This is a genomic window from Fibrobacter sp. UWB10, from assembly GCF_900182935.1.
Taxonomy (GTDB): Bacteria; Fibrobacterota; Fibrobacteria; order Fibrobacterales; family Fibrobacteraceae; genus Fibrobacter; species Fibrobacter succinogenes_O.
Window position 1 is genome coordinate 723137 of the sequence record NZ_FXUE01000002.1, and the last position, 26215, is coordinate 749351.

A 26215-nucleotide genomic window follows, 5' to 3' on the forward strand; every position below is an offset into this window, starting at 1 on the left:
TAAGTTCTTCTAACTAATTCGTCACCATCTTGCGGTAGCTTTTGGCATTCCCGATCCAGAGCTTTACAAGCAGTTCTTCGAGCGAGGCCGAAGTCACGTACTCGGGGTCTGCGTCCTGGATCTCGTCGGAAATCATGTTCGCCTGGGTCGGATTCAGCATGCCGTAATACAATGCTTCCATGAGCTGCGAAAGGAACTCGGGCGATACGCGTGCCACGTATTCCATGTCGTTGAGCGGGGGGAGCTGGGTCTTGTCGGGGCTGAACTGGTCCAGGTTGTCCATGGTCCACAAGTCAGCGGCCTTACCCATATCGGCAGACATGGCAACACTCTTGATGGCGGAACGGTATTCGTCCCACTCCTTCGCGGTAGTCTTGCCTGCCTTACGAATTTTTTTCAGGAAGGAAAGGACCGTGTAGTACAGGTCCTTTTCCCGCTGATTGATTTCCTTCTGAGAAGTCGGAACCATAGGCGACCCTTAGTGGCGGAAGTGCCTCATGCCGGTGAACACCATGGCAATGCCGAATTCGTCGCACTTCTCGATAGAGAGGTCGTCCTTCTTGGAACCACCCGGCTGCACAATGTAGCGCACGCCAGCATCGTGGGCGGCTTCGACGTTGTCCGGGAACGGGAAGAATGCGTCGGAACCCATCACGACTTCGCCGAACACCTTCTTTTCGAGGGCCTTGAGGCCGGCTTCGTTGATGAGCTTGCCGTTTTCGTCGAAGAATGCCTTGGCTTCTTCCATGCGGGCGACGTTGTCACGCACGCGCGGCTGGCAAAGACGGAGGTTGGAGTCAATGCGGTTCGGCTGGCCGGGGCCAAGACCCATCACCTGGAAGTAGCCGGGCTTGTATTCGTAGCCCATCACGATGGCGTTGGACTTGGTGTGCTTGGTCACGAGCCAAGTAAAGCGGGCGAGGTCTTCCTTGTTCTTCGGGAACTGGGCCTTCGTCACGCATTCAAACTTTTCGTAGGTGTCCACGTCGCGGTCCTGAACGAGCATGCCGCCAATCACGTGCTTGTACACCTTGCAGTGGGTTGCCTTCTTGATTTCGCCCACTTCGAGGAGGCGAATGTCCTTGGACTTGTTCTTCAGGAATTCGAGAGCGTCGTCGTCGAATGCCGGAGCGAGCAAGATTTCTACAAAGCGGCCCTTCAAGAATTCAGCAGTCTTGAGGTCTACCTTGCGGGTCACGGCAATTACGGAACCGAACGCCGACACCGGGTCACCTGCCCAAGCGGCTTCCATGGCTTCACGGAGGCTTTCGCCGGTAGCAAGTCCGCACGGGTTCATGTGCTTCACGATCACGACGGCGTTGGTTTCGCTAAATTCGCGGGCCATTTCGAGGGCGGCGTCTGCGTCTACGATGTTGTTGTAAGAAAGTTCCTTACCCCAGAGCTGCTTTGCGGTAGCGAGGCTTGCTTCGGTGCAAGTCGGGTCGCGGTAGAATACTGCGGACTGGTGGGAATTTTCACCGTAGCGCATCGGCTTCGGGTCTACGAATTTCAAAACGAGTTCTTCGGACATAAGGTTTCCTTTGTTGTTTTCAAACTTTAATATAAAATTTAGAAAAGGCTGGGGGGAGGATTGTTATCGTCTAATCCGGCCAAATTTCGGTCCGCATCGGACATTTCGTTTTGCTGGATGTTGTCGAGCGGGTCTTCGGGTTCTACAATCAGGTTGTAGTACACGTTGTTCTTGAGTTCGTCTTCGATATAGAAGAGCGTTCCACCCATGGCAGAACCGCAACCGGCGCAGGCACCCTGGTAGCGGATTTTCAAGCGGTTGTCTTCGGTCAAGTCGAGAATTTCAACGTCGCCGCCGTCGCCTTGGAGCATGCCGCGCACGGACTGGTGCAACCAGGCTTCGATCTTTTCGATTTTCTGAATCTTGGTGAGGGCGTTCCATTCGGCGTCCGCTTCGGCACGGCCTTCGGCGGTTTGCGTGCGGTACTTGATGCGTTCCATCTTTTCGCGCACTAGAATGGCGGTCGCCTTCTTTTCGGGGTAAACGTCGTAAACGCGCTTGATCAGCGTGTTCATCTGCTTGATTTCAGGAGCATTTTCGGCAATGGCCGGCACGTCCGGCGTGTCGCGGAGTTCCAGTTCCAAACTTTCGGCGGTAATTGCGCAAGCTTCGTCGATGGTTGCCATCTGGATTTTCTTGCAGAAGGTGTCTGCAAGGGCGGTGAAAATCGGGCCACCGTAGGTAAAGAATCTCGTTTCCAAAATCTTGTCGCATTCCGGGTCAATCATCAAGTAGACCTTCAGGCTAGCTTCCTTCACGTCTACGAGTGCAAGTCCCTTTTCGTCGGCTTCAATCTGGAAAATGGCTCCACGGTACTTGGGGGCCTTGGCTATGTCTTGTAATTTTTTCGATAAGTTTGCGCTCAATTCTTCACTCATGTGCCCAAATTTAGAAAATTTAGACTGTTTTGAAGATTCTATTTGAATGATGTTGGTGTGTTAAACAACAGAATTTAATTTACAAAACAACCCTTTTTCTTACGGAAAAATATTTTACTCCGTAGAGTTTCAAAAGGAGTGATGTATGAATCTCAAAAAATTAAGTCTCGCGGTTCTAGCCGCTTCGGTATTCACATTCATAGCTTGCGATGATTCCGCATCGGCAAGTAGCGACGATTCCAAGGGTGAAACCCAGCAAATTGTCTCTAGTGATTCCAATGATGGTGGCGACAAGACTGCTGCAAGTTCTTCCAGTGAAGAAAGTGTAAAAAGCTCGGAATCTAAGAAGGAAGATGCCGGTTCTGGTACAAAGGAAGAGGGGACTGTTCCTGAAACGAATCCGGGCTCAGAAACGACTGAACCGGTAACGGAACCTCCGGCAGAAAGTTCTTCGAGCGAAGGCGGATCCGCTTTTACTCCGGATACAAGCTTCAATTATACGGACTACATGAAGTGTGACGAAGAAGGTGCCACTCGGGATCAGTATGGCATGACGCAGACTTGTAAGGATGGCCAGTGGACCGTCGATTCTACCGCTATCATGAATATGATGAAGTGCGATGAAGAAGGTGCCACTCAGAATATGATGGGTATGGCAACGATGGTTTGCAAAAACGGCCAGTGGGAATATGATTCTACGGCAACAGCCGAAGCCAACAAGTGCACCGAAGAAGGTGCCACGAAGACTGAAACCATGGAAATGATGGGTAACCAGATTGAAATGACCTACGTCTGCAAAGACGGAAAGTGGGGCATTGATATGGGCAGCTTCGGCGGAGGCGACTTCGGCGGAGGCGACTTCGGTGGCGGCGACTTCGGTGGCGGCGACTTCGGTGGCGGCAACTTCGGTGGCGGCAACTACGGTGGTGGCGCTGGCGAAATTCCTGCAGAAACCCCGGGCCAACAATAGTTTTCTCTTCAAAATAATACCTCACTAACAAGGCCTCGACTTTTTAGTCGGGGTCTTTTTAATTTTTTTAACATTTTCTGTTGCTTTTTTTGTTACAAAAAGTTATCTTTCTAGCAAACTTATTCGAAAGGAGCTCATGATGAGTATGAAAAAATGGGGCGTTGCCCTCTTGTTGGCCGGTGCATTCGGTCTGGTCGGTTGCGAATCTACAACCGAAGCATCTAGTGATAATGAAATCTCTTGCAAGATTACCTCGGATGCCAATTCGGTAACGCAGACTTATCGTTATCTGGGTATGAAGTATACAGAGGAATATCGTCTCCAGGATGATTACGCTGTTACGACTAAGACCTATAAGAATGTTCCTCAGGCCGATATCGATGATGATTGCTATGATGACACCTATGATTTCGGAAGTGAATATGTGACTTGTAGTGGCAATACCATCGTGATCTATGATTACTATCCATTATCGCTTGGTCAGATTGAGTCTTCCCTCCAGGCACAATGTAATGCTATGATGGATGGTGGTGACGATTACGCTTACTAATCGTATCTAGCTTTACTTAGAGAATTCAAAAAAAGGCCCCGACTTAATGTCGGGGTTTTTCTTGTTGTTTTTAGATCCTTCGACAGGCTCAGGATGACTATTAGGCTTTAATGATGGTATCCTTCGCAAGGACGACGATTCCGGACTCGGTTACGTGGAACAGCTTCTTGTCACGTTCCAAGTCGTAGCCAATCTGGAAGCCGGCCGGAATGTGCAGGCCCTTTTCGATGATGGCACGGCGCACCTTGGCACCCGGGCCAATCGTCACGTTCGGGAAGAGAATGGATTCTTCGACCAGGGCGTCCTTCTGGATAGAAACGCCGGGGGAGAGAATGCTCTTGACAACCGTACCGCCGCCAATGATACAGCCCGAAGACACGATGGAGTCAATAGCTGCGCCCTGGTGAGCATCGCCGTCGCCAGCGAAGAATCTTGCAGGCGGCTGGTTCCAGTTAAACGTGCGAATCGGCCAGTAGTTGTTGTAAAGGTCGAACGGCGGGTTTTCGGAGCAGAGGTCCATGTTCGCTTCGAAGAAGGCATCGAGCGTTCCCACGTCGCGCCAGTATCCCTTGGTGCTGGCCTGTTCGCCGCGCACGATATTGGTGTTGAAGTCGTACACGTAAACGGGGTAGTCCTTGTACAGGCTCGGAATAATATGCTTGCCGAAGTCGGTTGCGCCGTTTTGTGCGCCCTTCAAGAGTTCACGCACCAGGAACTTGCTCGTAAAGATGTAGTTGCCCATGCTGGCCAAGCAGTAGCCGGGGTTGCCGGGCATTTCTTTCGGGTTCTTGGGCTTTTCTTCGAAACCGATCATGCGGTTGTCGGCATCCACTTCGATAATACCGAATTCAGAGGCTTCGGAAACCGGCACCGGAATGGCGGCAATCGTCAAAAGGGCGGCGCGGCTCAGGTGGAAATCAATCATCTGGTTGATGTCCATCTTATAAATATGGTCGCCACCGAAAATCGCCACGAGGTCCGGACGTTCGTCCGTAATCAAGTTGATGTTCTGGAAAATGGCGTCGGCAGTGCCCTTGTACCAGTCGTCGCCTGTGCGCATCTGTGCAGGCACCAGGTCCACGTACTGGTCGAGACTTGCGTTCAGGTTCCAGGCGGCAGAAATGTGCTTGTTCAAGGAATCGCTCTTGAACTGGGTCAAGACCTTGATTTTAAAGATGCCGGAGTTGATGAAGTTGTTGAGCACAAAGTCGATAATGCGGTAAGTTCCGCCAAAATGGACGGCAGGCTTCGCGCGGTCGCGGGTGAGGGGCTGTAAACGGCTGCCTTGACCGCCGGCCATGATCATGCAAAGGATGTTTTTCTGGTGTTCTCTAGAATAAGACCAACTCATATAGCAATAACCTTATAATGAGGGCTAAAACGCCCTTTTCGTGTATACAAGCCTAATTTATGTAATTTTAGGCTAAATGAAAAGATTTTTACAAAAAAAATCGAATTTTTTTTGCGCTTGTCTGTATAGGGCGGACTGCGTGTGGCGGATGGATGGGGTGATTTAGTTCAAAAAATTGCCAACGCCCCTGCAATTTGGACATTGTTTTTTGTAAATTTTACCGCGTTCGAAATTATCGAAACTTAACGTTAAACCAAACAGGAGCTCATAATGAGTCTTACCCTTAACGATATCAAGCACCCGAAGATCAGTACTTGGGTGAATGAAATGATTGCCATGTGCGAACCGGACAACGTCGTTGTCGTTGACGGCTCCAAGGAAGAATACGATGCCCTTATGCAGAAGTGCGTCAAGGCTGGCCTCGCCACGAAGCTCGCCAAGAAGGAAAACTGCTACCTGTTCCGTTCTCTCCCGTCTGACGTGGCCCGCGTCGAATCCCGTACCTTCATTTCCTCTGTGAAGGAAGAAGATGCAGGTCCGACCAACCACTGGATCGACCCGTCTGAACTCAAGCAGACGATGCGTAAGCTCTATAAGGGTTGTATGCACGGCCGTACCATGTACGTGATTCCGTTCTGCATGGGCCCGCTCGGCTCCCCGATTTCCAAGAACGGTATCGAAGTCACTGACTCCGAATACGTTGTTCTCAACATGGACATCATGACTCGCGCCGGTAAGAAGGTTCTCGACATCTTCAATGCAGACGTGAACGCTGAATTCGTTCCGTGCCTCCACTCCGTTGGTAAGCCGCTCCGCGAATGCGAAAGCGACAACGGCATCTGGCCCTGCGCAGACGTTGAATACAAGTACATCACTCAGTTCCCCGAAGAACGCCTCATTTGGTCCTACGGTTCGGGCTACGGTGGAAACGCTCTTCTCGGTAAGAAGTGCTTCGCTCTCCGTATCGCTACCGTTCTCGCTCGCGACGAAGGCTGGCTCGCTGAACACATGCTCATCCTCAAGCTCACCAACCCGAAGGGCGAAGTCAAGTACGTGACTGGCGCATTCCCGTCTGCTTGCGGTAAGACGAACCTCGCCATGCTCATCCCGACTATCCCGGGCTGGAAGGTCGAAACCATCGGTGACGACATTGCATGGATGAAGTTTGGTAAGGATGGCCGTCTCTACGCTATCAACCCGGAAGCCGGCTTCTTCGGCGTTGCTCCGGGCACCTCTGCAGAATCCAACAAGAACGCTCTTATCTCTGCAGAAAAGAACACCATTTACACCAACTGCGCCCTCACTGAAGACGGCGACATCTGGTGGGAAGGCATCGGCTACCCGGCTAAGGGCAAGCTCGTTGACTGGAAGGGCAAGACCCGTGACGCTCTCCCGAAGGACAAGGCTCCTAAGGGCGAAGAAATGGCTCACCCGAACGCTCGCTTCACCGCTCCGGCCAAGCAGTGCCCCTGCATCGCCAAGGAATGGGAAGATCCTGCTGGCGTGCCTATCGACGCTATCCTCTTCGGTGGCCGTCGTCCGTCCACCATTCCTCTGGTTCACCAGTCCCTCAGCTGGAACCACGGCGTGTTCCTCGGCTCCATCGTGGGTTCCGAAATCACGGCTGCCTCTACGATTGACGCCTCTCAGGTCGGTAAGATCCGTCGCGACCCGTTCGCAATCCTCCCGTTCTGCGGCTACAACATGGGTGACTACTTCAAGCACTGGATCGAAATCGGTAAGAAGTCTACCGAAGACAAGCTCCCGAAGATCTTCTACGTGAACTGGTTCCGTAAGGATGCCAACAACGAAAAGCTTCCGGGTGGCTTCATGTGGCCGGGTTACGGCGACAACAGCCGCGTGCTCGCTTGGATCTTCGACCGTTGCAACGGCGATAACTCCAACGTTGTTGAAACCGCTATCGGTTACATGCCGAAGACCCTCAACACCGATGGTCTCGCTGACTACTACAAGGAAACCCTCCCGGAAATCCTCAAGGTTGATGTGGAAGGCTGGAAGAAGGAACTCGCCGACGTTAAGGAAAATCACTATCCGAAGTTCGGCAAGCACCTCCCGAAGGAACTCTCTGACATCATCGAAATGATCCAGGATCGTTTGAATAAGGCTTAATCAACCTTATTTTCCAAACGGAATTCCTTAAAGAAACCGCGACTAGCTTTCAGCTGGCCGCGGTTCTTTTAAAAAATTGACCTGTAACAGGTCTGTGAAAAATCGTAATCAGTGGTTCCTTTATAGCCGTAGAGAACTTCTGTCAAATGTGGAGCCCTTTACACAAATCTTTTGAAAAAGATTCTTTTTTTATATATTTAAAAAAAGATGCTTAAAATGAAAAATGGAACGCGTGAACTTACCGCAGACAAAAAAAATAAAAGTAAATTAAAGAAATAGAAATGGTGTCTAAATGATGCGCAAGAATTTGACTTTAAATCGTCTTATGCTCGGTAGATTACTTATCTGCTTTTTACTGCTGATTTTCGTAGGCTGTGAGGAAAGTGAAGATAGTTCCTGTCCACCTTCCTTTGACAGTATAACGATAAATCGATGCAAGCAATGCATGAATGACGAAAATACCTATTCGGCTTTTGAACATTTTCTGAGATATTACTTTGGACATTTTGATGACATTTTTTCTTTAGATGATGATCTTGTGATTTATATGTTCCCGGCGAATGATGGCTATTTTATGTATTCTAAAAACAAAAAAGTCAATCGGGTCTGGTCTAGCGTTTGCGGTGTTTATGAGGATCTATCACCGGAACAGATGAAAAGATTAATTAGTATTGAAAATAAAGTGAGAGCTGTGACGCAAGAAGTGCCATCAAAAAATGGACCAAGGATTTCTTTGTTCGTGTGGAAGGGGAAAAGCAATAAGAATGCTTCATTAAAAGATAGATTTGAGTTTTTCCCGGGCAACGAAGAAATCAGAGGAAAAGACAACATGTACAATTTCTTTGCAAAAGAAGTATTTGTTCATGGATGTAAAAAACATCTTCTCTTGACCTTTTGAATGATTAGCGATTTAGATTCATGACCGGCTTGCTGATAGAAATGGAAAAGGAGACGATATTTATGTTGATGCGGAAGAATTTGTTCCTATTGGCCCTTAGTTGCATCTTTCTCCATTGTGCAGTGAGCGCTCAGGAAAAAACATGTTGGAATTCATCTATGGATACATTGTTTTTTGACTACATTTGCACCGGACAACCTGATTGTGAAACTAATTATGGTCATCCAGAAGATGTTGTTTATGGCGTTGAACCGTCAAAGGTTAGTTGCCTTATTGATTCACTTGCAAAATATGAATCTGGCTTGACTATAGATGAACTTTATTTAATTAAAGATATTCCCAATTCTGTTTTTAAAATATCCGATAAAGCTATAGAAAGAATAAAAAATGATAAAGATTCTTGTTTTAGGGAGGCTGCTTTAGTCGCGTTATCTGAAAAAAATGTTATTACATATGAGTTTAAAAATATTTGTCATATAAAAAAATTCAGGGGAAAAAAGAGTGTTTCTCTAAAAGATCTTGGAGATTTTTGGCTATATGAATACAAAGGTAAGAATACTATTAGTACAAGGGTGCGTTAATTAATGCTGTTCATTTTTTCTATGATTTGAGAGGTTAGGAAAAACAAACTACAGAGAATGCTGCATATGAATAGGTTTATAGTGTTTGTTTCTGTAGAAAGATATGTCAAGGATTTCTGTCTAAAGAAATAATTTTGATCATATTTTATACGGTTCCGAAGGAAAAACTAGAACACAGAAATAAGGTTAGAGATGAAGAAATTTGGAAAGAAATTTTTTATAGTATTATTTTTAATATTTCTCTTTATATTTGCTTATATAAAGTATGAAAGATCTCCAATAAAAAGTGATTGGGGGTCAGGTTATTTCTATGTTTCTACAACAGCGAATTGCCATTCTTGTATATCACTTGAAGATGCTTTATTTCTTGAAGATCAATCACAAAAAATATATAAAGACACTGTTCAATTAGATATACATTATTATGGCATTGATGGTGTAATTGGAGTTGTCAAGTATGAAGGAGGACAATATGTAGATTTTTTGAATGGTTTTGAATCTAAATCATATTATTTTAATGTCTGCAACATCTATTTAGGTCCTTTTGGTGAAAGGATAGTTACGTATTGAATCGCTATGATTGGAGAGGTATGCCAGTCGAGTTTAAAATCAATAATAAGGGGATTTTCGAAGACGGTTTGGTATTTTTAACGAAAACTTGACGAATTTTTAATGAAAAATGAGTGAATTTGACGAAAAGTATTGATTTTTGACGAATTTTTGATTAAATTTAACGAAAAAGGGATTCGTCAAAAATGCTCAAAAAGAAACTTGACTCGATTATCAGAACCATCCTTGAGCAGAAATGCGAGAACAGCCACATTGAAATCAAGAAAGCCGGGGCGGGCTGCCCAAGGCTTTTTGATACACTGTCCTCGTTCTCGAATCAAAAGGACGGAGGGGTGATTCTTTTCGGTATCGACGAAAAAAACGATTTCCAGGTCTGCGGGGTATATGACGCTGCCGACCTCATAAAAAAGATATCGGAACAGTGCCTGCAGATGGAGCCGCCCGTAAAGGCACTCTGCACGACGACGGTCTTTGACGGAAAGGCGGTTGTAAGTGCGGAAATCCCCGAGATAGACGACTTCCAGAAACCCTGCTTTTACAAGGGTGGCGGCAGGTTGCGCGGATCCTTTGTCCGTGTCGGCGAAAGCGACCGCCAGATGACCGAATACGAGGTCTATACCTATGAGGCGTTCAAGAAAAAAATCGAGGACGAGTTGCGGGTCGTGGAACGCGCCGGCGAAAAGGAACTGAGAACGGACGCCCTGAAAAAATATATGCTGGAGCTGCGGGAAAAGAAGCCCGCCATCGCCTCGCTTCCCATGGAACGCTGCCTGAGTTTGCAAGGATTCGTAGCGAACGGCCACCCGACTGTTACGGGACTCCTTATGTTCGGGGTTTATCCGCAGGGATTCTTCCCCGGGCTCTGCATCACGGCAGTTTCCGTCGCGGGGACAGAAATCGGCACTGTCGGAGAATCCGGAGCCAGGTTCATCGACAACAAACGTATCGAAGGATCGGTCCGTCAAATGCGTGACGAGGCCGTGGCGTTCGTCATGCGCAACATGAAGACCTGCACCACGATTGATGAACGGACGGGAAACCGCGTGGACAGGCCGGAATATCCGGTTGTCGCCATCCGCGAAATCATCATCAACGCGCTTGTCCACAGGGACTACAGCATCCATACGGACAATTGCCCGGTCACCATCAGGATGTTTTCTGACAGGATCGAGGTGGAAAACCCCGGAGGGCTTTATGGACGGAACCGCATCGAGACGCTGGGAGAGTTCGGCGCGGATACGCGAAACCCATACCTGGCAAATGCCCTCGAAGTCATAGGGCAGACGGAAAACCGCTATAGCGGTATTCCCACAATAAAGCGTGCCATGGAGGAGGCCGGCCTGCAGCCACCCAAGTTCGAGAGCTCCTACGGAGTGTTTCGCGTTACGTTGTACAACACTATCGCGAAAAAAGAAGAACCCTTGACCCCGTTCCAGCAGAGTATCCTTGATTTTTGCACAAGGCCAAGGACACGCGGCGAACTGGAAGAACGCTTCAAGGATGATATCACCATTGCCTACCTCATGACAAGGCACATTTTCCCGATGGTAGAGCGGGGCTTGTTGAAGTTGTCCATACCGGACAAGCCCAAGAGCAAGAAACAGCAATTCGTGACGGTGAAGCCCTGATGCTAGCGTGTTGATTGTCTGAAAAATTCCTATGATTGGAGAGGTATGCCTATCGAGTTCACACAGACGCATTGACGCGGCTGAAGCCGCGAAGTTACATTGAAAATGGCGAATTCACGTTGAAAGAGAACTAAGCCCATGTAATTGAAATATATCCACAATCGCGGTTCTTTTTGCTGTTATAGTCAAAAATTATAGCCGTGTGTACACTTTTTTTGGGAAAAAAATGTCGCAACACGACAAATTTTAGTTATATTCCAAGTTGGAATAGTCCAATAAGTGAACCTTAATGGATTTTTTCTGGAATAAGAAGAAGGGTATATATGAATCGTTATGACTTGGTACTTCTGGGCCTGATCCTGGAAAAGGAGCGCAGCGGTTACGACATCATTACCGAAGTGCGCAATCGCGAACTGGACCGCTGGGCAAACCTCAGCACGTCGACCGTTTACAACAGGCTTGCGACACTCGAAAAGCATGGTGACATTGCTGGCCGTAGCGAACGCGATGGTAACCGCCCTGAACGCGTGGTTTTCTCGATTACTGAAAAAGGTCGAGAAACTTTGCGCAAGGAAGTGCTAAAGCATTTGACCGGCTTTAACGATGATCCGAGAACGCTCGGTTTTGCCTTCCTTTTCGGTGCCGAACAAAAGGAATTGATCCGCACACTGGAAGCGCATGAACGTCGACTGGTGAAAGAGGTTGAACGCTTGGAACAGATGATTGCCGAAGAACCGCGCCCGACCCTTTTTGCCGAAGGTCCGTTCCTCAACTGCATGAGCCGCGACCACATTCTGGTGGAACTCAAGTACGTGCGCGCCGCTATCGGAATCTTGCGCGATCCGGTACGCAACAAGAAGCTTAACGGCTACTTCTACATCAATTTCGGTAACAGAGATTTTGTGGATAAGAAAAAGGATTAATGAATGTGTAATGTGGAATGTGTAATGTGAAATTTAGGATCTCTCATTTCACATTTCTCATCTCACATTTTTTATATTTACACCCGGAATTTAACAACCCCCTCTTACGGAGAAACAATGGCTACAAAACAGACCAAGAAGAGCGCCCCGAAGGCCAAGAAGGTTGCAGCTAAGACTGCTGCAAAGTACGGCTACTTTGACGACGCCAAGAAAGAATACGTGCTTACCACGCCGGCAACCCCGATCAAGTGGTGCAACTATGTTGGTACTTTGAACTTTGGTGGTATCGTGGATACTACTGGCGGTACCCTCGTTTGCAAGGGCGACCCGGCCCTGAACCGTATCACCAAGTACATCGCCCAGATGCCTTGCTCTGACTTTAAGGCCAGCACCATCTATATCCGCGTGAAGAACGCCAAGGGTTATACCGTGTTCTCTCCGTTCGTGGTTCCGACTCTCACCAAGATGAAGAAGTGGGAATGCCACGTGGGTCTTTCTTACATGCGCTGGATCGCCGAATGCGAAGGCCTCCGTACGCAGGTGACGATTTTCGTGCCGACTGGCTCCAACACACTCCTCCAGGATATCCAGGTCACGAACCTCGACAAGGCTTCCAAGGAAGTGGATATTATCCCGGTTTATGAATTCAGCCACTTCGAAGCTGAAAAGCAGCTCACCAACGCCGACTGGGTTCCGCAGACCATGACCCTCAAGGGCCACTGGGAAAAGGACGGCCACGTGGTGCTCGAACAGTACGCTTACATGAAGCGTGACTTCGCCGTGAACTATGTGACTGCAAACTGCAAGGTCGGTAGCTTCGATGGCGACCGCCGCGTGTTCCTCGGCGCAAACGAAATGGGTTCCTGGGCTGCTCCGCTCAGCCTCGCCAACAAAGAACTTTCCAACAGCGAATGCGATCGTGGCGACAACATTGCCGCTCTCATGATCCACGCTGGCAAGATTGCCGCTAACAAGACCTTCCGCACCTGCACCCAGCTCGGTCAGGAACAGAGCCTGAAGGTTGCTTCTAAGGCAATCGCCAAGTACCGCGACTTGAAGAACGTCGACAAGGCTTTCGACGAACTCGCCAAGTTCTGGGAAAAGTACCTCTCTACGATCCAGGTGCAGACTCCGGATGCAGCGTTCAACTCCATGGTGAACGTGCACAACCCGCGTCAGTGCCACACCACCAAGAACTGGAGCCGCTACCTGTCCCTGTATCAGCTGGGCTACGGCACCAGCCGCGGTATCGGTTACCGTGACTCCAGCCAGGACCTCATGGGCGTGATGAGCCACATGCCGGAAGAAGCATTGGAACTCGCCTTGAACCTGCTCTCTGTGCAGCGTCCTGAAGGTAACGCCATGCACCAGTACGCTCCGCTTGCCCTTGCTGAAGACAACGGCAACGAAGCTAACGCCGGTGACTCCCGCGAAAAGAAGGGTGTGCTCGATGAAAACGGCAACCCGGCTTACGCTGACTGGTACGGCGACGACCACCTGTGGATTGTGCTCACCATTGCTAACTACCTCAAGGAAACCGGCAAGATGGACCTCCTCAAGAAGGAAGTTCCGTTCTACGAAGCCGGCAAGAAGCGCGCCCAGCGTGAAAAGGGCTCCGTGCTCGAACACCTCAAGCGTTCTCTCAACTTTACCCGTACTCACCTTGGTAAGCACGGCCTTCCGCTCCTCGGCTTTGCCGACTGGAACGACTGCATGAACCTCCCGCTCGGTGCAGAATCCTCCTTCAACACGGGCCTGTATGCTAAGGCTCTCCTTGAAATGATGGACATCTGCGAAGCTCTCGGCGACACCAAGTCTGTCGAAATGTACAAGGGCTGGTACGAAGACGTGAAGAAGGCCTTCAATGACAGCGCTTGGGACGGCAAGTGGTGGGTCCGCTGGTTCGACAAGCAGGGCAACGCCTACGGCACCAACAAGGCCAAGTACGGTAAGATTTACTGCAACAGCCAGTCCTGGTCTGTGATTTCTGGCATTGCTACTGGCGACCGTGCCGTGATGGGCATGGACAGCCTGAACAAGCTCCTCAACACCGCCAACGGCGTGAAGAGCTCTACTCCGGGCTACCGCGGCTTCGACCCGAACGTGGGTGGCATTTCTACCTATCCTCCTGGAGCCAAGGAAAACGGCGGTATCTTCCTCCACACCAACCCGTGGGTGATGATTGCCGAAACGATTCTCGGCCGTGGCGACAAGGCCTTCCAGTATTACAGCCAAATTAACCCGGCTGCCAAGAACACCAAGCTCGACGAGTTCGAATCTGAACCGTATTGCTATCCGCAGAACATCCTCGGTGACGAACACAAGCAGTTCGGTATGGGCCGTAACGCATGGCTCTCCGGTACCAGCTCCTGGACTTACCAGGCTGCAACGCAGTTCATCATCGGTGTCCGCGCAAGCTTCAAGGGCCTCATCGTGAATCCCTGCATCCCGAGCTCTTGGGACGGCTTCAAGGTGACCCGCAAGTTCCGCGGCGCTACCTACGAAATCGAAGTGAAGAACCCGAAGCACGTGTGCAAGGGTGTCGCCGAGATGATCGTCGATGGCAAGAAGATTGACGCTGACGTGGCCCCGATTTTCACGAAGGGTACTCATAAAGTTGAGGTTACCCTCGGTTAATTTGAATTAGAATTTAAGTTCTAATCCAAATTGGGAATTTAAAAGTCCGCCTCTCACGAGGCGGATTTTTATATTTGTGCGCATCATGAAACTCGATACGACGCTTTATTTTATTACTGACAGCACGACTGTGCCGGAAGATCGTTTTTTGCCTGTGGTGGAGGCTGCTTGCAAGGGTGGAGCAACCATTATTCAGTTGCGCGAAAAGGATAGGTCTACCCGCGAGTATTTGCAGCTGGCCGAGGCGGTGCATGCGATTACGGCTCGTTACGGGATTCCTCTGATTATTGATGACCGCGTGGATGTGGCCTTGGCGATTGGTGCCGAGGGCGTTCATGTGGGGCAAAGCGATATGCCGGTGCGTTTGGCCCGTAAGCTTATGGGAGAGGGCAAGATTATAGGTGCTACCGCGAAGACGGTACCGCAGGCGCTTGAAGCTTATGAACAGGGCGCAGACTACTTGGGTTGTGGTGCAATTTATCCGACCACGACCCATGTGAAAACGGTGATTACTCCGGTTGAAACTTTGAAGGATGTTGTGAAGGCGGTGCCAATTCCGGTGAATGCCATTGGCGGGCTTAACAAGGACAATATCTTTGTGCTGAAGGACTCGGGTATTGCGGGCATTTGCGCCGTGTCTGCGATTATGAAGGCTGCTGATCCGGAAACTGCTACGCGAGAATTGAAGCAAGCTTTTCTAGAGCTTAAAAATTCGGTATAGATCCTTCGACAAGAAACCTATGGTTTCTTGCTCAGGATGACACTGCGTGTCATTTACTGCCGCGGAGCTTCTGGCCCACTTTGAGCGGGGCGCCGGGCTTTAAATCATTGATGCGGCAGAGCGATTCAATCGAAATATTGAACCAGTTGGCGACATCCCCTTGGGAGTCGCCGGCTTGAACAACGTAATAGTTGTTGTTGATGAGCTTGCTCTGGATTTTGCGGTGCTCGCTGCGAGCCTTTTTCATCGAGAATTTGCTGACGCCCGGCTTTAGCGACCAATGCGGGAAATCGATAACGGTAGTCGGGTCAATATTGATTTCGCCGTAGCGGATTTCAAAATGCAAGTGCGCGGCCGACGATCTGCCGGAATTGCCTGCGAGGCCTACGATATCGCCCGGGAAAACCTTATCGCCAACGTTAAGCAGTCGCTTGGAAAGGTGGGCGTAAAGGGTCTCGATTCCGTTCGGGTGCTTGATCAGTACGTAGTGGCCGTAACCGCCCTTGTTGTAACGCGACATGGTGACTTCGCCGGGGTAGGCGGCCACGACGGGTTCGTCTTTAATCACGTTCACGTCTACGCCGCGGTGCAGGCGATGACTGCGAATGCCATAGGGCGAGCCAATGAGTGCTTCGTGCGTGATGGGCGGGAGGATTGTCGAAAAATCGAATGTGTTGACTTCTTCGACTTCTTCCTTCTTTTGGGGAGAATCCTTCTTGGTTTGCTTTTTCTTTTTGGATTCGACGATTTCGTATTCGACGCCCTGTTTGTCGTAGAGCAATGCCTTGGTGAATGCTTTCGGGTCGTCTTCGCTCAATTTGACTTTCTTGGACTTCTTGGGCTTGGCTTTTTTTGATTTTTTGGAGGACTTTTTGGTGTCGGACTTCTTTTTCGTCGTTTGGGCCGAGGTTTCCTTTTCGGATTTCTTGGCGGTTGCGGCTTTTGCGTAAGCGGGGGCACTCGTGAAAGAGATTGCCACGATGATCGCGACAAATAAACCCATCCACTTGTGAAGTCCCAAAAAGCTCATGTTTTTAAAGAAAATTCTAGTGAGAGAAATTTACTTTAAAAATGCGAAGAATACGGCGGCCACAGTGAAAATGAAGGCCACAATATGGTTCCATTGAAGCGCTTCGTTATTGAAGACGGTCGTCGCGATGACGGTAAAGACGGTCAGCGAGATGGCTTCTTGAATCACCTTGAGCTGCATCAGGGTGAACGGGCCTCCGTTAATGCGGCTGCCTATGGTATTGGCGGGAATCATGAAGAAGTATTCGATGAGAGCGACGCCCCAGGAGGCGAGAATCACCAAAATCAGCGGCCAGTCGGTGCTGATGTGCATTTCCTTGAGCTTGAGGTTGCCGTACCAGGCGGCGGTCATAAAGACGTTACTGATGATGAGGAGAATGACTGTAAAGATTCCGGCTTTCATAATTGTTTAATGGTTGGTGCGCAGGCGGTAAGGTTTGCCTGTGCTGAGTTGGTAGGCGAGGCGGGCGCGCACCTGTTCCAGGTAGGTGATATACTTTTCGCTTTGGTAGTCGCGGTAGGTCCAGTCGAAGGCGTGGAAATGTCCGTCCTGAAAGTACAGCGTGGGTTCTACGAAAATGCCGCGTTGCATGTATACGCGCTGGCGCTGGTCCTTGGTGGTCGCCAAGAAGAATTGCCCAAGCGTCATGTAGCCTGGGTCCAGATTCACGGGGCGAAGCCCGGGCGTGCCGTTTTGCTTGGCAATTTCGAGTTCGACGTCGTTGCTCCAGAGCTTGATGTCGACTATGGTTTCGCGGTCGACCAGAGTCTCGTAGCTGAAAAAGGCACGCACGGGGGCGTTCCCGATTTCGTCGACGTAGTAGTTCGTGAAGGTGAACGGGAACGGCGGGAGCGCTAGCTCCTCTTCGCCAAAGCGGTTGCGGAGTGTGTCGCGCACAGCTTCTACCGCCTGGGAATCTTTCGCGAGAATCCCTACGATTATCTTGACTTTGGCTGGTGTCCTTAATTCACCCATGGGCCGTAATTTAGTAATTTTTAATTGTTAATTATTCATTTCTGACTATGAAACTGTATCTTCGACTAATCCTAGCTTCATTTCTCATCTCACATTTCACATTGGTCTTCGCCGAGGCTCCTCGCGTGGTTCCTGAAATTTTGGATTCCATTCCGCATGAAAAGTCTCATTTTACGCAGGGCTTGTTCTTTGACGGCAAGGAATTGATTGAAACGACGGGCTTGTATGGGCAATCGGGCTTGTACCGCCGTACGCTTGACGGCAAGATTCTGGATTCTGCAAGGCTAGAAGACAAGTATTTTGGCGAAGGCTCGATTGCTGTGGGCGACGACATTTTCTACTTGACCTGGAAATCCAAGAAGGCCTTCATTTACAGTCGCAAGCCGTTTGCGAGAAAGGGCGAATTCAGCATTCCTACCGAGGGCTGGGGCCTTACTTACTGGAAGAGCACTTTGCTTATGAGCAACGGCTCTAGCGAACTTTTGCAGCTGGCTCTCGGCGGATTCTACGTGGTTGGAGCCATTCCTGTGACCGATGGCGGTCGCCCGGTAAAGCTCTTGAACGAACTTGAAATCGTGGGCGATACGCTTTATGCAAACATCTGGCAGACAGGCGCTATTGCTGTCATTTCTCTCCCGAGCGGGAAGGTAATTCGTTATCTGGATTTAAGCCGCAAGGTTGCAGAACTCAAGCGCAAGCACCCGGATATTGATGTGCTGAATGGCATTGCCTACGACGGCAAGAATCTTTGGATTACCGGCAAGAATTGGCCGCAGATTTATAAACTGAAGTAATGAAATGCCGATGCTGAGCCGAGCTCAGGATGACACTGCGTGTCAGTTCCTGAAGGTCCAGACGATGCCGTAGGCGAAGCGGAGGCCTTCGGGCGTGTAACCGCTAGCAGGCATGTAAATGCTGTGGTTGAAGTTCTCGATTCGGGTGTAAAGTTCGAACGAAAGAATCTGCATGCGGGCTTCAAAGTCAAGCGCCAAGTACTTTTTCATGAGTTCCAGTTCGGGCCCACCGTGTTCCCCAATCGTGCAGTCGTAGCGTTCGCCGAACCATTGCCAGTCCACACGCACACTCACGCCCAAGCGATCTGACACAAAGCGATTCTGCCAGTGAATGGAGCCCTTGTAGTAGAGTTCCGGCGTATCGATGAGCTTGAAGCTGCGGTCAAGAGTTTCGCCGCGTTCCAGGTAGAACTTCCAGTTACCAAGCCTGAAGCCGACTTGCAAAATCCAGTCGAGGCTGTTCACGTTGCTGATGTTGGTCCAAGTGTAAACGTCGTCGATGGCGTCTGTCGAATCGACGGCTCCATGCTTGACCCAGCGCGGCTTGATCAAGTTGTCGACATCTTCGTAACGGAGCCCGATTCCGTAAAAGACTTCGCGCTGCTGGTAGCCCAAGTTGAAGGAATAGCGATCGCGTTCTTCGTACTTGAGGTCTTTGCGGGCAAAGGCGAGTCGGCCCGTTTCATTGATTTTGAGTTGGCCTACATCGGGGAACTTGTTGTCGTGTCGCCAGCCAGCGCTTGCGCGAAAATGGAAGGGCAAGAAGGCGAGTACGTCGGCGGAGTAGGCGGGAGCGTAATCGACAGAATCACGTACAGAGCTGTTGCGTTGCAAGCCCGTTTGCGTGCGGAAAAGAATTTTATTCCAGAGGGTATCCTTGAGTTCCAGGTAGCCGATTTCGCGGTCCTGATAATAGGTATTCGTGGTATCGTTAACGCCCGTGTTGTCGGTGTTCAGGAATTCGTACTTGAACTTGATGGCTGGATTGAAGATGGTGTGGTAGCCGATGCCGAAGTTGCCGAGCATGGATTGGTAATTCGTCTTCCGTTCTGTGTCGTAGAAAAGCGAATCGCGGTGGAGAACGCCTGCGGTGTCGGTATATTCGTGAGAACCCTTGTAGATACGGGCGAGTGAATCCAGTTCAATATCGTGTTCGGTGTATTGCAGGTCGGCTGAAAGCGTGAGCTTCTTGGTCGGGTAGAATTCGACTCCGCCGCCGTAGCCGAAGCTGTGAATCTCGATGACGTAGGGGTCGGTTTGGAAGTTTCGAATTGCCTTGTCGAGCGTGTCGAGCAGAACTTTGTGGTTCGTGTTGTCGGCGTTTCGAAGGTTCACATAGTTCAATTTGGCGAAAGCTTTACCGAATCCGAATCTCCAGGTGAGAATCGGCTGGATGTGCATGCTGTTCATGGCGATGTTACGCCCGCCAAAAGGAATTTGTGTGGAGTCGCGGCCCAGCGCGAAGTACGGCGAGTGCGTCACGTTCTGGTAGCTGTATTCTTTGGAATCGACGTCGGAATGGCTGGCGAGTCCGAATTCAAGCGAAACGGAATCGGTCACGAGTCTGCGGAAGTCGAGGCGCAGGGCGTTACCGCCAAAGGCGGGGCGTTCCCAGTTGAGGTCGGTCACGGGAGTGTCGACCGGGATTCCCTTGCGTTCTTCGGTCAGAATACCGTTTTCACCATTCAGCCCGAGAGTCGTAGCGTCGTAACCTAGTCGTGTGGTAAAAAGGCCTGCAAGCTTGCTCGGGTAGCGGCTCTGGATTGAGCCCATGCCTAAAAAGTCGGCTTCAAGTTCCGGTGCGCCAAGAATAGAGGTGCCCAGGAGCCATTCGGATTTCTGGCCCGAAATGTCATAGGTGCGCTGCAGGAGTCCACGGAGCGGGAGCACCCAACGGCCGGCGTCGGTTTCGCGGGGAGCGGGGTCAATGGCCCAGGGGGTCTTGTAGACGGAATCTTGCGCAGATGGTTTTACGTACTGGTCTGGCTTTAGCGGTTCAGCAAATAGGGTGGCCGCTAAGAAAATCAAGACGAGAGATGAAAGACGAGAGACGAGAGATGTCATTTTGGTTAGTACCATTCCGCTCTCAGTTTTTCACGGCGTTCGCGCAGCGCGTTCACCACAGAGTAAGGCATTTTCATGCAACCCGGCGGGTAGGCCCCTGCTTCGGTATGGAAGTCGGAACCGCCTGTGCCCACGAGCCCGAACTTTTGGGCCATTTCTTTGTACTTGCGGCCGACCGCTCCCTTTTGGGCGGGGCTGTAGACTTCGATTCCCTGTACGCCCCATTCCACCATGTTTTCGATGAATTCGTCGGAAAGGCCCGACTTGTAGGGGTGGGCGAGTACGGCAATTCCGCCAGCGTTTTCAATGAGCTTGATGGTCTGCTGCGGGTTTAGGCCTTTCTTTTCGACAAAGGCTACGCAGCCGTCGCCCAGGTACTTGGTGAATGCTTCCGAGAAGTTCGAAATGTATTCTTCGTCGACCATGGACATGGCGATATGCGGGCGTCCGATGACTTTGCCCTTGCAGTAGGAGACCACCTTTTCGTAGGTGATGTCGATGCCCAGTGCGTTCAGTTTCTTGATGATGGCCTTTGCGCGGGTGACTCGCTGTTTGGCGAAATCCTGCAGTTCCATGTTCAGGGCGAGATTCGTGGGGTCGCAGAAGTAGCCGAGAATATGAATGTCTTTGCCTTGCCACACAGCCGAAATTTCGATACCGGGAATGATTTCGAGACCGATTTCCTTGGCCGGTTCGACGGCCAGGTTGTAGCTATCCAAGTTGTCGTGGTCAGTAATTGAAATGCAACGCAACCCTTTGCGCTTGCAAAGGGTGAGCAGTTCTTCGACCGAGAGGTTTCCATCCGAAAGCTTGGTGTGCATGTGGAGGTCCGCATACCCGCCGTTTTCGGTGATGATTGTGGGAAACCCCTTTTGCATTACTTGACCCCGTAGTACTGACTAATCAGGGCGGCTTCGCTCATTTTGTTGGGGCGCAGACACACGTTCAGGAACGGGAAGCAGTGTTCTTCTGTAAACCCGATGCGGCAGTTTGCGTTGCTTGTCTTGGCCAGGTAAAGGGTTGGCCAGAATACTTCGCCAAGGTAAATGCACACTGTCGGGCCGAAGTCTTTGATCTGGTATTGCAATTCTTCGAATGCGGCTTCGCCGAAGCGACATTCGAGGTCGGAATAGTAGATTGCTTTTGCGTGCTTGGCAGAAACCAAAACTTGCTGCGATTCGTGTGCGCAAATGAGGGCGTTCTTGAAGAACGATTCGGGCATGGCATGCATAAATGCCGCCGATTTATCAAGATCGTGCGCAAGGAATATGAGAGTCTTGGGGTTGCCCTGAAGCGATGCCGGAAAATCGAATTCACCGGATTCTTCACCAGCTTGTTTCAAAAACCAGCGATACAGCTTTTCTGGGCTGTAGAAACGCTTGAAAAAATAACGTAGACGACTTGCAAAATATGGCGATGGTTTCACACGAAAAATATACTAATTTTGGGCTATGCCTAAACAGAAATATTATGCGATAAAGACCCCGAATGAAAGCAAAATTGTCATGACTTGGGCCGAATGCGAAAAATTGACCCATGGAGTCAAGGGCGTACTTTTTAAGTCGTTCGGTTCGCGTGCCGAGGCCGAAGCCTGGATTTCTGGAATGGAAGCCCCTGTACCCGATGGAATTCGCGTGTTTGTGGATGGCTCTTTTTCGCCAGATTTCCCGAAATCGGGCTGGGCATTCGTGGTGACTGAAAACGATGTCGAAATCGCCCGCGGTTCTGGCATTACCGCTTTCGATGCTGAAAGCCGCAATATCGACGGCGAAGTGATGGCGTCCTTCCAGGCGATGCGCTGGCTCGATTCTAATGATAAGACGGGTACGATTTGCCACGACTACGAGGGCATTGCCCGTTGGGCTAAGGGTGAATGGCAAGCGAAAAGCAATATTGCCAAGCGCTATGTGGCGGCAGCTCAGCCTTACTTGCACCGAGTGAGTTTTGAAAAGGTCGAAGCGCATACCGGTGTCAAGTGGAATGAGCTTGTAGACAAACTAGCGAAAGAAGCGATTGCCCGCGCAAAGAAGAAATAATTTTTTTACGAACTTTTGCAATCGGTTGATTGCACGATTTTAAAATACATAGCCTACATTTGTTTCCGCCGGCGAAAGTCGGCGGTTTGTCGTTCAACGACGGCGAACATTCAGTTGGGGAGTCCCGCCAATTCTAGGCGCGGCGGGGCTTCTTTTGAAGGCGTAAGAACATTACTTCTTGCGGTCTTGCCAGGTGCTTTCGTTAAAGAGCTGGCCTTCGGAAAGACCGTATTTTTCTTGGATGCCCGCTTCACGGATAGCATCTTCGATAGAAATTTTGCCCTGGATAGCCTGCGTGTAAATGAGCACCTTGCGGCGCACTGTTTCGGCGTCTTCGGTGAGCATTTCGAGGCGGAAGTGATTCACGCCTGCGGTGCGGAGTCGCGGCAAAAGTTTGAGGGCCGATTGCGGCTTGCCCACAAAGAGCGTGTTGCGGCATTCGGCATCGCTCTGCAAAAAGTGGCGCTCGCCCTTGTGGTCCAAGATTTCGACCTTGTGCTTGGTGCAAATCTTGTCGCATTCGGGGAAGCGACGGCCTGTGGTAAGCGCACGGGCGAAGGCGCAGTATTCCGAATGGAAGGCGGGCATGTACTGGTGCAGCGTGAGTTCGAGGCGCTGTCCGTCGATGTTTTCGAGCAAATCAAAGAGCTGCGTGCTGTTGAGGTCCCAAGAGGGGTGGAGCGTCGAGAGGCCCTGCGAAAGGAGCCAGTCGTAGCTTGCGCTGTTGGCGGCGTTCAGGCTGTAGTCGCCTGTGAGCGGGATTTCACTTTCTTTAAGAATCGAGAGCGCCCCCAGATTTCGCACCAGGGCAAAGTCCGGGCAAAGCCGCAGGATATTCTTGAGGTAATGGCTTTCGCCCGGCTTGTGGATGCGAAGCGTCGCCATGCCCGCCTTGAATCCGAGTTCGCGGATTTGTTCCAGCGGGGTGTCGTATTTAACGCCCCAGTCGAAATCCATGATGACGTTTTCGATGGCGAGGCCTTCGAGGGCTGCGATTTGGTCCGGATTGCGGACAAGGACACTGATAATCGGGTGCGCGATTTCTTTGGCGGCAGGAGCACCGCTGCTAGCTGCGCCGGACTTGAACTTGACGTGAATCTCGTTCAAGAAGGTTCTGCCGGCCTCAGCGCTCGGATTCAATGTCTTCCATTCGGTGCGCTTTTCATCGAGCTTTTCGATGGCGGCCTGGCGGAGCGTACGGAGGATTTTTCCTGGAATGAATGCGCCGCGGTCCACTTGAATGTCCAAGTGCTTTAGCTGGTAGGCTGTGGCGCTCAGGCCCGAAAGTTCTTTTTGGGCAAGTTCGCGGAGCGCCTTGTCGGCATCGTTTCCTTTGTTGCGGGCTTCTTCGAGGGTAAAATCGGCCTCGACTTCGACGGCGTTTTTCGGCGTGTCGTAAACGGAAAGCTTGAGCGGGCCGCCGATTTTTCCTGAAAGCGTCATGTGTACCGGCAAGCGCGCGAGTTGTTCGCGGTCGGTAAAAGTCTTGCGCAGTTCGCGTTCAAGCGCGGGCGAGTCGTTGCGGTAAACTTGCATGCCCACCGCAATCTGGCGGGTGTCGAATTCACGCCCGAATTCAAGCTTCAAGAGCTTGGGGTCGCCGCGCTTTGCGTGCGGTAAATGAGTGACCTGCGCGGCGTACAAGCGGCTGCCAATGCTTATGCCGAGGGCTGCGTTTTCAAACAGAATGCCATCGCCTGGCTGCGGGTAGGTGGCGTTTTCGCCGGCATCGGAGATTGCACTGTCGAGACCGACAATGACTTGCCCGCGGTCTGTTTTCACGACTTGCCCGAGGACCATACCATGGTGATTGCTGAACGTGCCATCCACCAGCTCTTGGTGGTTATCGCCATCGAGCCATCCGGTGTTGAGACCGCGGCTGAACAGCACTTCCAGGGGTTCCATGTCCTTGGTGTCAAGCGGAATCCGGTTCAATGCTTTGCGGTAGGCGCGGGATACGGCGGCTACGTATTCGGGGCTCTTGAGGCGACCTTCGACTTTGAGCGAATTTACGCCGATTTCTTCGAGTTCGGGGAGCTTCGGGAGGGCGCACAGGTCGCGGGTGCTAAAGAGGTATTGGGCGTTGGTGTCGCGGTATTCCTTACCGTCTACAAAAATGCGGTAGGGAAGTCGGCAACTTTGGGCGCACTGGCCGCGGTTGGCGCTACGACCGCCAAAGTTTTCGCTGGTTAGGCACTGGCCCGAGTAGCTCACGCAAAGCGCCCCATGAATGAAAACTTCGAGTTCCAGGTCGGTGGCGGCTTTGATGGCGGCAATTTCCTTGACCGAAAGTTCGCGGGCGAGCACGGCGCGGTTGAATCCGATGGATTTCACTAGGTTCACGCCCTCGGCGCTAGCAAGCGTCATCTGCGTGCTGGCGTGGATTTCCTGGTTCGGGCAAATGGCGCGAATCAGGCGGGCAAGACCGATGTCCTGGATAATGAAGGCGTCGGGTTCAAGCGAAATGATTTTTTCGAGGAATTCAGGCAGTTCTTGCAGTTCGCGCTCAAAAACGAGCACGTTCATGGCCAAGAAGGTGCGCACTCCGTGAATGCGGGCGTAGCGTATCATGTCGCGGACATCGTCAAAGGTAAAGTCTTCGGTGCGGCCGCGGGCGTTCCAATGGGGGACTCCGAAATACACGGCGTCGGCCCCGTTGTTCACGGCGGCTTCGAGCATTTCGCGCGTGCCTACGGGCAGCAAGAGTTCCGGCGATGTCTGTGCGCTTGAATTCATGTGGCGAAAGATAGAAAATATTGGCTTTGTTCTTTTTTATTTTCTATATTCTACGCATGAACCGAAAGATTACTTTGTCTGCAATCCTGTTCGCCGTTTTGGCTGTTTTTTCGCTTTCTGCTTGTACCGACGAGGCGGCTGAGGCCGAAATGAACCGCTTGAAAGACGAAAATGCGGTGCTCCAGGGCCAGCTGGATTCGTTGCAGAAGAATCTGGATTCGCTGAACGCCTACAATGATTCGGTCAAAAAATCGCTCGAAAAGCTCGATATGCATCCTTAAACCGCCACCGGCAGAGCGGTTTTGGGGATATTTCTTAACTGTCAATCCCCAATTATTTAACAGTTTTGTTATATTTGCGCCCGTGGCTCACAATGGCCTTCTGCTGCGGCAGTGGCCCCTTAAATAGTTTCGCTGGCCCAATTTGCCCGAAACCTTATCGCCGTCAAGCCTCTCAGGAGGCGCTAGTAAGATGGCTTTAAGCACACACAAACACGAACCAGCCACACCGCCTGCGGGTTTATTTCCAGCCTGCACCTGCGGTCAACCCTTACTTATGAGGTGCCCCGAATGGAATACATCGCACTCGCACTCTCACTCGTTGCAGTGATTCTGTGCATCGTTATCCTCTCGAAGGTTAACAAGCTCCTTACCATGCTTCGTACCCCGATTTTCAAGAAGCTCACCCCGGACATGAACTTGAAGCCGGCTTCCCGTCGCCCGATCAGCGCACAGGAAATGGCTCAGCGCGGTGAACGCAAGGAAAATCGCCAGAACAACAATGGCAAGGACCGTCCTGCTAAGGAAAATCGCGACAACCGCGCTGCCGACAAACAGCAGCAGCCCGCTCGCGACCGTAATGAACAACGTGATCGCAACAATCGTCGCGATCGTCGCGACCGCCGCGAAGGCCGCCGCGAACAGAACGTTGAAGCTCAGAACGTAGCTGCCGAAGCCCAGGCTCCCGCAGCTGCAGCTCCCGCCGTCGAAGCCGCCCCGGCCGCAGCTCCTGAAGCTCGCCGCCCGCTCGCTCCGCGTATTCCGGTTGAAACTCCGGCCGCTCCTGCCGTTGAAGCTCCGGTCGCTGCCCCTGCAGCACCTGCCGCTGAACCCGCAGTTGAAGCCGTCGAAACCACCTTCGATCCGTCCAAGGTCCGCTATGGCCGTCGCAACGTGATCAAGAAGGCTCCGGAACTCGCCGACGAAGACTAAT

At 51.0% G+C, this 26215-nt stretch carries 25 protein-coding genes; 14 read left to right on the forward strand and 11 right to left on the reverse strand.

Features of this window, described 5'->3' with window-relative positions; translation table 11 throughout:
- Window positions 1-13 precede the first annotated feature (13 nt).
- From QOL41_RS07590 to QOL41_RS07600, 3 genes are read right to left on the reverse strand one after another with little or no spacing between them, the layout of a single operon-like run.
- On the reverse strand, window positions 14-469 hold the full coding sequence (locus QOL41_RS07590; RefSeq protein WP_283429269.1) for a hypothetical protein: 456 nt from the start codon (window positions 467-469) through the stop codon (window positions 14-16).
- A 9-nt stretch (window positions 470-478) separates the two neighbouring features.
- Window positions 479-1564 carry an IMP cyclohydrolase gene (locus QOL41_RS07595; protein ID WP_349362399.1) on the reverse strand — a complete coding sequence of 362 codons (1086 nt, stop codon included), beginning with the start codon at window positions 1562-1564 and terminating at the stop codon, window positions 479-481.
- Window positions 1565-1569: 5 nt separating this feature from the next.
- Window positions 1570-2409, reverse strand: coding sequence for a NifU family protein (locus QOL41_RS07600; RefSeq protein WP_283429270.1), 840 nt, complete (start codon window positions 2407-2409; stop codon window positions 1570-1572).
- Window positions 2410-2554: 145 nt separating this feature from the next.
- On the opposite strand from QOL41_RS07600, the gene QOL41_RS07605 reads away from it, so the two are divergent.
- Entirely contained in the window at window positions 2555-3379 is an 825-nt protein-coding gene (locus tag QOL41_RS07605) for a hypothetical protein (protein WP_283429271.1), read from the forward strand.
- Window positions 3380-3518: 139 nt separating this feature from the next.
- Window positions 3519-3929, forward strand: a complete 411-nt coding sequence (locus QOL41_RS07610) for a hypothetical protein (RefSeq protein WP_283429272.1) — start codon at window positions 3519-3521, stop codon at window positions 3927-3929.
- Window positions 3930-4029: 100 nt separating this feature from the next.
- Here QOL41_RS07610 and glgC read toward each other — a convergent pair whose 3' ends face one another.
- Complete coding sequence (gene glgC, locus QOL41_RS07615; RefSeq protein WP_173654158.1) at window positions 4030-5280, reverse strand: glucose-1-phosphate adenylyltransferase; 1251 nt, start codon at window positions 5278-5280, stop codon at window positions 4030-4032.
- Window positions 5281-5550: 270 nt separating this feature from the next.
- Here glgC and QOL41_RS07620 point away from each other — a divergent pair, with 270 nt between their 5' ends.
- The 8 genes from QOL41_RS07620 (at window position 5551) to thiE (ending at window position 15368) form a co-directional block, all read left to right on the forward strand.
- A complete protein-coding gene (locus QOL41_RS07620; RefSeq protein ID WP_283429273.1) occupies window positions 5551-7410 on the forward strand; it encodes a phosphoenolpyruvate carboxykinase (GTP) in 1860 nt (619 codons plus the stop codon).
- A 292-nt stretch (window positions 7411-7702) separates the two neighbouring features.
- Window positions 7703-8308 (forward strand): hypothetical protein, encoded by a 606-nt coding sequence (locus tag QOL41_RS07625; protein WP_283429274.1) that lies wholly within the window; start codon window positions 7703-7705, stop codon window positions 8306-8308.
- A 158-nt stretch (window positions 8309-8466) separates the two neighbouring features.
- Window positions 8467-8889: a hypothetical protein gene (locus QOL41_RS07630; RefSeq protein ID WP_283429275.1), complete on the forward strand. Its 423-nt coding sequence runs from the start codon at window positions 8467-8469 to the stop codon at window positions 8887-8889.
- 192 nt (window positions 8890-9081) lie between these two features.
- Entirely contained in the window at window positions 9082-9459 is a 378-nt protein-coding gene (locus QOL41_RS07635; protein WP_283429276.1) for a hypothetical protein, read from the forward strand.
- Between the two features lie 185 nt (window positions 9460-9644).
- Complete coding sequence (locus tag QOL41_RS07640; RefSeq protein WP_283429277.1) at window positions 9645-11087, forward strand: ATP-binding protein; 1443 nt, start codon at window positions 9645-9647, stop codon at window positions 11085-11087.
- A 323-nt stretch (window positions 11088-11410) separates the two neighbouring features.
- Window positions 11411-12010, forward strand: a complete 600-nt coding sequence (locus QOL41_RS07645) for a PadR family transcriptional regulator (RefSeq protein ID WP_173654155.1) — start codon at window positions 11411-11413, stop codon at window positions 12008-12010.
- Between the two features lie 117 nt (window positions 12011-12127).
- Complete coding sequence (locus QOL41_RS07650) at window positions 12128-14647, forward strand: glycoside hydrolase family 94 protein (protein ID WP_283429278.1); 2520 nt, start codon at window positions 12128-12130, stop codon at window positions 14645-14647.
- A gap of 85 nt (window positions 14648-14732) precedes the next feature.
- On the forward strand, window positions 14733-15368 hold the full coding sequence (thiE, locus tag QOL41_RS07655; RefSeq protein ID WP_283429279.1) for a thiamine phosphate synthase: 636 nt from the start codon (window positions 14733-14735) through the stop codon (window positions 15366-15368).
- Window positions 15369-15417: 49 nt separating this feature from the next.
- Here the strand turns inward: thiE and QOL41_RS07660 are convergent, their stop codons facing one another.
- The 3 genes from QOL41_RS07660 to QOL41_RS07670 are packed head-to-tail and all read right to left on the reverse strand — an operon-like array spanning window position 15418 to window position 17373.
- Window positions 15418-16398: a M23 family metallopeptidase gene (locus QOL41_RS07660; RefSeq protein WP_283429280.1), complete on the reverse strand. Its 981-nt coding sequence runs from the start codon at window positions 16396-16398 to the stop codon at window positions 15418-15420.
- Window positions 16399-16428: 30 nt separating this feature from the next.
- Entirely contained in the window at window positions 16429-16800 is a 372-nt protein-coding gene (locus tag QOL41_RS07665) for a DMT family protein (protein ID WP_283429281.1), read from the reverse strand.
- A gap of 6 nt (window positions 16801-16806) precedes the next feature.
- Window positions 16807-17373, reverse strand: coding sequence for a DUF4416 family protein (locus QOL41_RS07670; protein WP_283429282.1), 567 nt, complete (start codon window positions 17371-17373; stop codon window positions 16807-16809).
- A 47-nt stretch (window positions 17374-17420) separates the two neighbouring features.
- Here QOL41_RS07670 and QOL41_RS07675 point away from each other — a divergent pair, with 47 nt between their 5' ends.
- Window positions 17421-18167: a glutaminyl-peptide cyclotransferase gene (locus QOL41_RS07675; RefSeq protein ID WP_283429283.1), complete on the forward strand. Its 747-nt coding sequence runs from the start codon at window positions 17421-17423 to the stop codon at window positions 18165-18167.
- A gap of 42 nt (window positions 18168-18209) precedes the next feature.
- Here QOL41_RS07675 and QOL41_RS07680 read toward each other — a convergent pair whose 3' ends face one another.
- The 3 genes from QOL41_RS07680 to QOL41_RS07690 are packed head-to-tail and all read right to left on the reverse strand — an operon-like array spanning window position 18210 to window position 21657.
- On the reverse strand, window positions 18210-20246 hold the full coding sequence (locus QOL41_RS07680; protein WP_283429284.1) for a hypothetical protein: 2037 nt from the start codon (window positions 20244-20246) through the stop codon (window positions 18210-18212).
- The gene (locus QOL41_RS07685; protein WP_283429285.1) at window positions 20237-21109 is read right to left on the reverse strand and encodes a PHP domain-containing protein; all 873 of its coding nucleotides are present in this window, start codon (window positions 21107-21109) and stop codon (window positions 20237-20239) included. Before QOL41_RS07685 ends, QOL41_RS07680 begins: the two co-directional genes overlap by 10 nt.
- On the reverse strand, window positions 21109-21657 hold the full coding sequence (locus tag QOL41_RS07690; protein ID WP_173654573.1) for a hypothetical protein: 549 nt from the start codon (window positions 21655-21657) through the stop codon (window positions 21109-21111). Before QOL41_RS07690 ends, QOL41_RS07685 begins: the two co-directional genes overlap by 1 nt.
- 25 nt (window positions 21658-21682) lie before the next feature.
- On the opposite strand from QOL41_RS07690, the gene QOL41_RS07695 reads away from it, so the two are divergent.
- Entirely contained in the window at window positions 21683-22267 is a 585-nt protein-coding gene (locus QOL41_RS07695) for a ribonuclease H1 domain-containing protein (protein ID WP_173654574.1), read from the forward strand.
- A 171-nt stretch (window positions 22268-22438) separates the two neighbouring features.
- Here QOL41_RS07695 and QOL41_RS07700 read toward each other — a convergent pair whose 3' ends face one another.
- Window positions 22439-25003 carry a U32 family peptidase gene (locus tag QOL41_RS07700; protein ID WP_283429286.1) on the reverse strand — a complete coding sequence of 855 codons (2565 nt, stop codon included), beginning with the start codon at window positions 25001-25003 and terminating at the stop codon, window positions 22439-22441.
- Between the two features lie 56 nt (window positions 25004-25059).
- Here QOL41_RS07700 and QOL41_RS07705 point away from each other — a divergent pair, with 56 nt between their 5' ends.
- Together QOL41_RS07705 and QOL41_RS07710 are read left to right on the forward strand one after the other, a co-directional pair.
- Window positions 25060-25284, forward strand: coding sequence for a hypothetical protein (locus tag QOL41_RS07705; protein WP_283429287.1), 225 nt, complete (start codon window positions 25060-25062; stop codon window positions 25282-25284).
- 288 nt (window positions 25285-25572) lie between these two features.
- Window positions 25573-26214, forward strand: coding sequence for a hypothetical protein (locus QOL41_RS07710; protein ID WP_283429288.1), 642 nt, complete (start codon window positions 25573-25575; stop codon window positions 26212-26214).
- Window position 26215: the final 1 nt, after the last annotated feature.

Coding starts and splice junctions, on each gene's coding strand:
- QOL41_RS07590 (WP_283429269.1), bottom strand. CDS start 469: ATGGTTCCGACTTCTCAGAAGGAAATCAATCAGCGGGAAAAGGACCTG.
- QOL41_RS07600 (WP_283429270.1), bottom strand. CDS start 2,409: ATGAGTGAAGAATTGAGCGCAAACTTATCGAAAAAATTACAAGACATA.
- QOL41_RS07605 (WP_283429271.1), top strand. CDS start 2,555: ATGAATCTCAAAAAATTAAGTCTCGCGGTTCTAGCCGCTTCGGTATTC.
- QOL41_RS07610 (WP_283429272.1), top strand. CDS start 3,519: ATGAGTATGAAAAAATGGGGCGTTGCCCTCTTGTTGGCCGGTGCATTC.
- glgC (WP_173654158.1), bottom strand. CDS start 5,280: ATGAGTTGGTCTTATTCTAGAGAACACCAGAAAAACATCCTTTGCATG.
- QOL41_RS07620 (WP_283429273.1), top strand. CDS start 5,551: ATGAGTCTTACCCTTAACGATATCAAGCACCCGAAGATCAGTACTTGG.
- QOL41_RS07625 (WP_283429274.1), top strand. CDS start 7,703: ATGATGCGCAAGAATTTGACTTTAAATCGTCTTATGCTCGGTAGATTA.
- QOL41_RS07630 (WP_283429275.1), top strand. CDS start 8,467: ATGGATACATTGTTTTTTGACTACATTTGCACCGGACAACCTGATTGT.
- QOL41_RS07635 (WP_283429276.1), top strand. CDS start 9,082: ATGAAGAAATTTGGAAAGAAATTTTTTATAGTATTATTTTTAATATTT.
- QOL41_RS07640 (WP_283429277.1), top strand. CDS start 9,645: ATGCTCAAAAAGAAACTTGACTCGATTATCAGAACCATCCTTGAGCAG.
- QOL41_RS07645 (WP_173654155.1), top strand. CDS start 11,411: ATGAATCGTTATGACTTGGTACTTCTGGGCCTGATCCTGGAAAAGGAG.
- QOL41_RS07650 (WP_283429278.1), top strand. CDS start 12,128: ATGGCTACAAAACAGACCAAGAAGAGCGCCCCGAAGGCCAAGAAGGTT.
- thiE (WP_283429279.1), top strand. CDS start 14,733: ATGAAACTCGATACGACGCTTTATTTTATTACTGACAGCACGACTGTG.
- QOL41_RS07660 (WP_283429280.1), bottom strand. CDS start 16,398: ATGAGCTTTTTGGGACTTCACAAGTGGATGGGTTTATTTGTCGCGATC.
- QOL41_RS07665 (WP_283429281.1), bottom strand. CDS start 16,800: ATGAAAGCCGGAATCTTTACAGTCATTCTCCTCATCATCAGTAACGTC.
- QOL41_RS07670 (WP_283429282.1), bottom strand. CDS start 17,373: ATGGGTGAATTAAGGACACCAGCCAAAGTCAAGATAATCGTAGGGATT.
- QOL41_RS07675 (WP_283429283.1), top strand. CDS start 17,421: ATGAAACTGTATCTTCGACTAATCCTAGCTTCATTTCTCATCTCACAT.
- QOL41_RS07680 (WP_283429284.1), bottom strand. CDS start 20,246: ATGGTACTAACCAAAATGACATCTCTCGTCTCTCGTCTTTCATCTCTC.
- QOL41_RS07685 (WP_283429285.1), bottom strand. CDS start 21,109: ATGCAAAAGGGGTTTCCCACAATCATCACCGAAAACGGCGGGTATGCG.
- QOL41_RS07695 (WP_173654574.1), top strand. CDS start 21,683: ATGCCTAAACAGAAATATTATGCGATAAAGACCCCGAATGAAAGCAAA.
- QOL41_RS07700 (WP_283429286.1), bottom strand. CDS start 25,003: ATGAATTCAAGCGCACAGACATCGCCGGAACTCTTGCTGCCCGTAGGC.
- QOL41_RS07705 (WP_283429287.1), top strand. CDS start 25,060: ATGAACCGAAAGATTACTTTGTCTGCAATCCTGTTCGCCGTTTTGGCT.
- QOL41_RS07710 (WP_283429288.1), top strand. CDS start 25,573: ATGGAATACATCGCACTCGCACTCTCACTCGTTGCAGTGATTCTGTGC.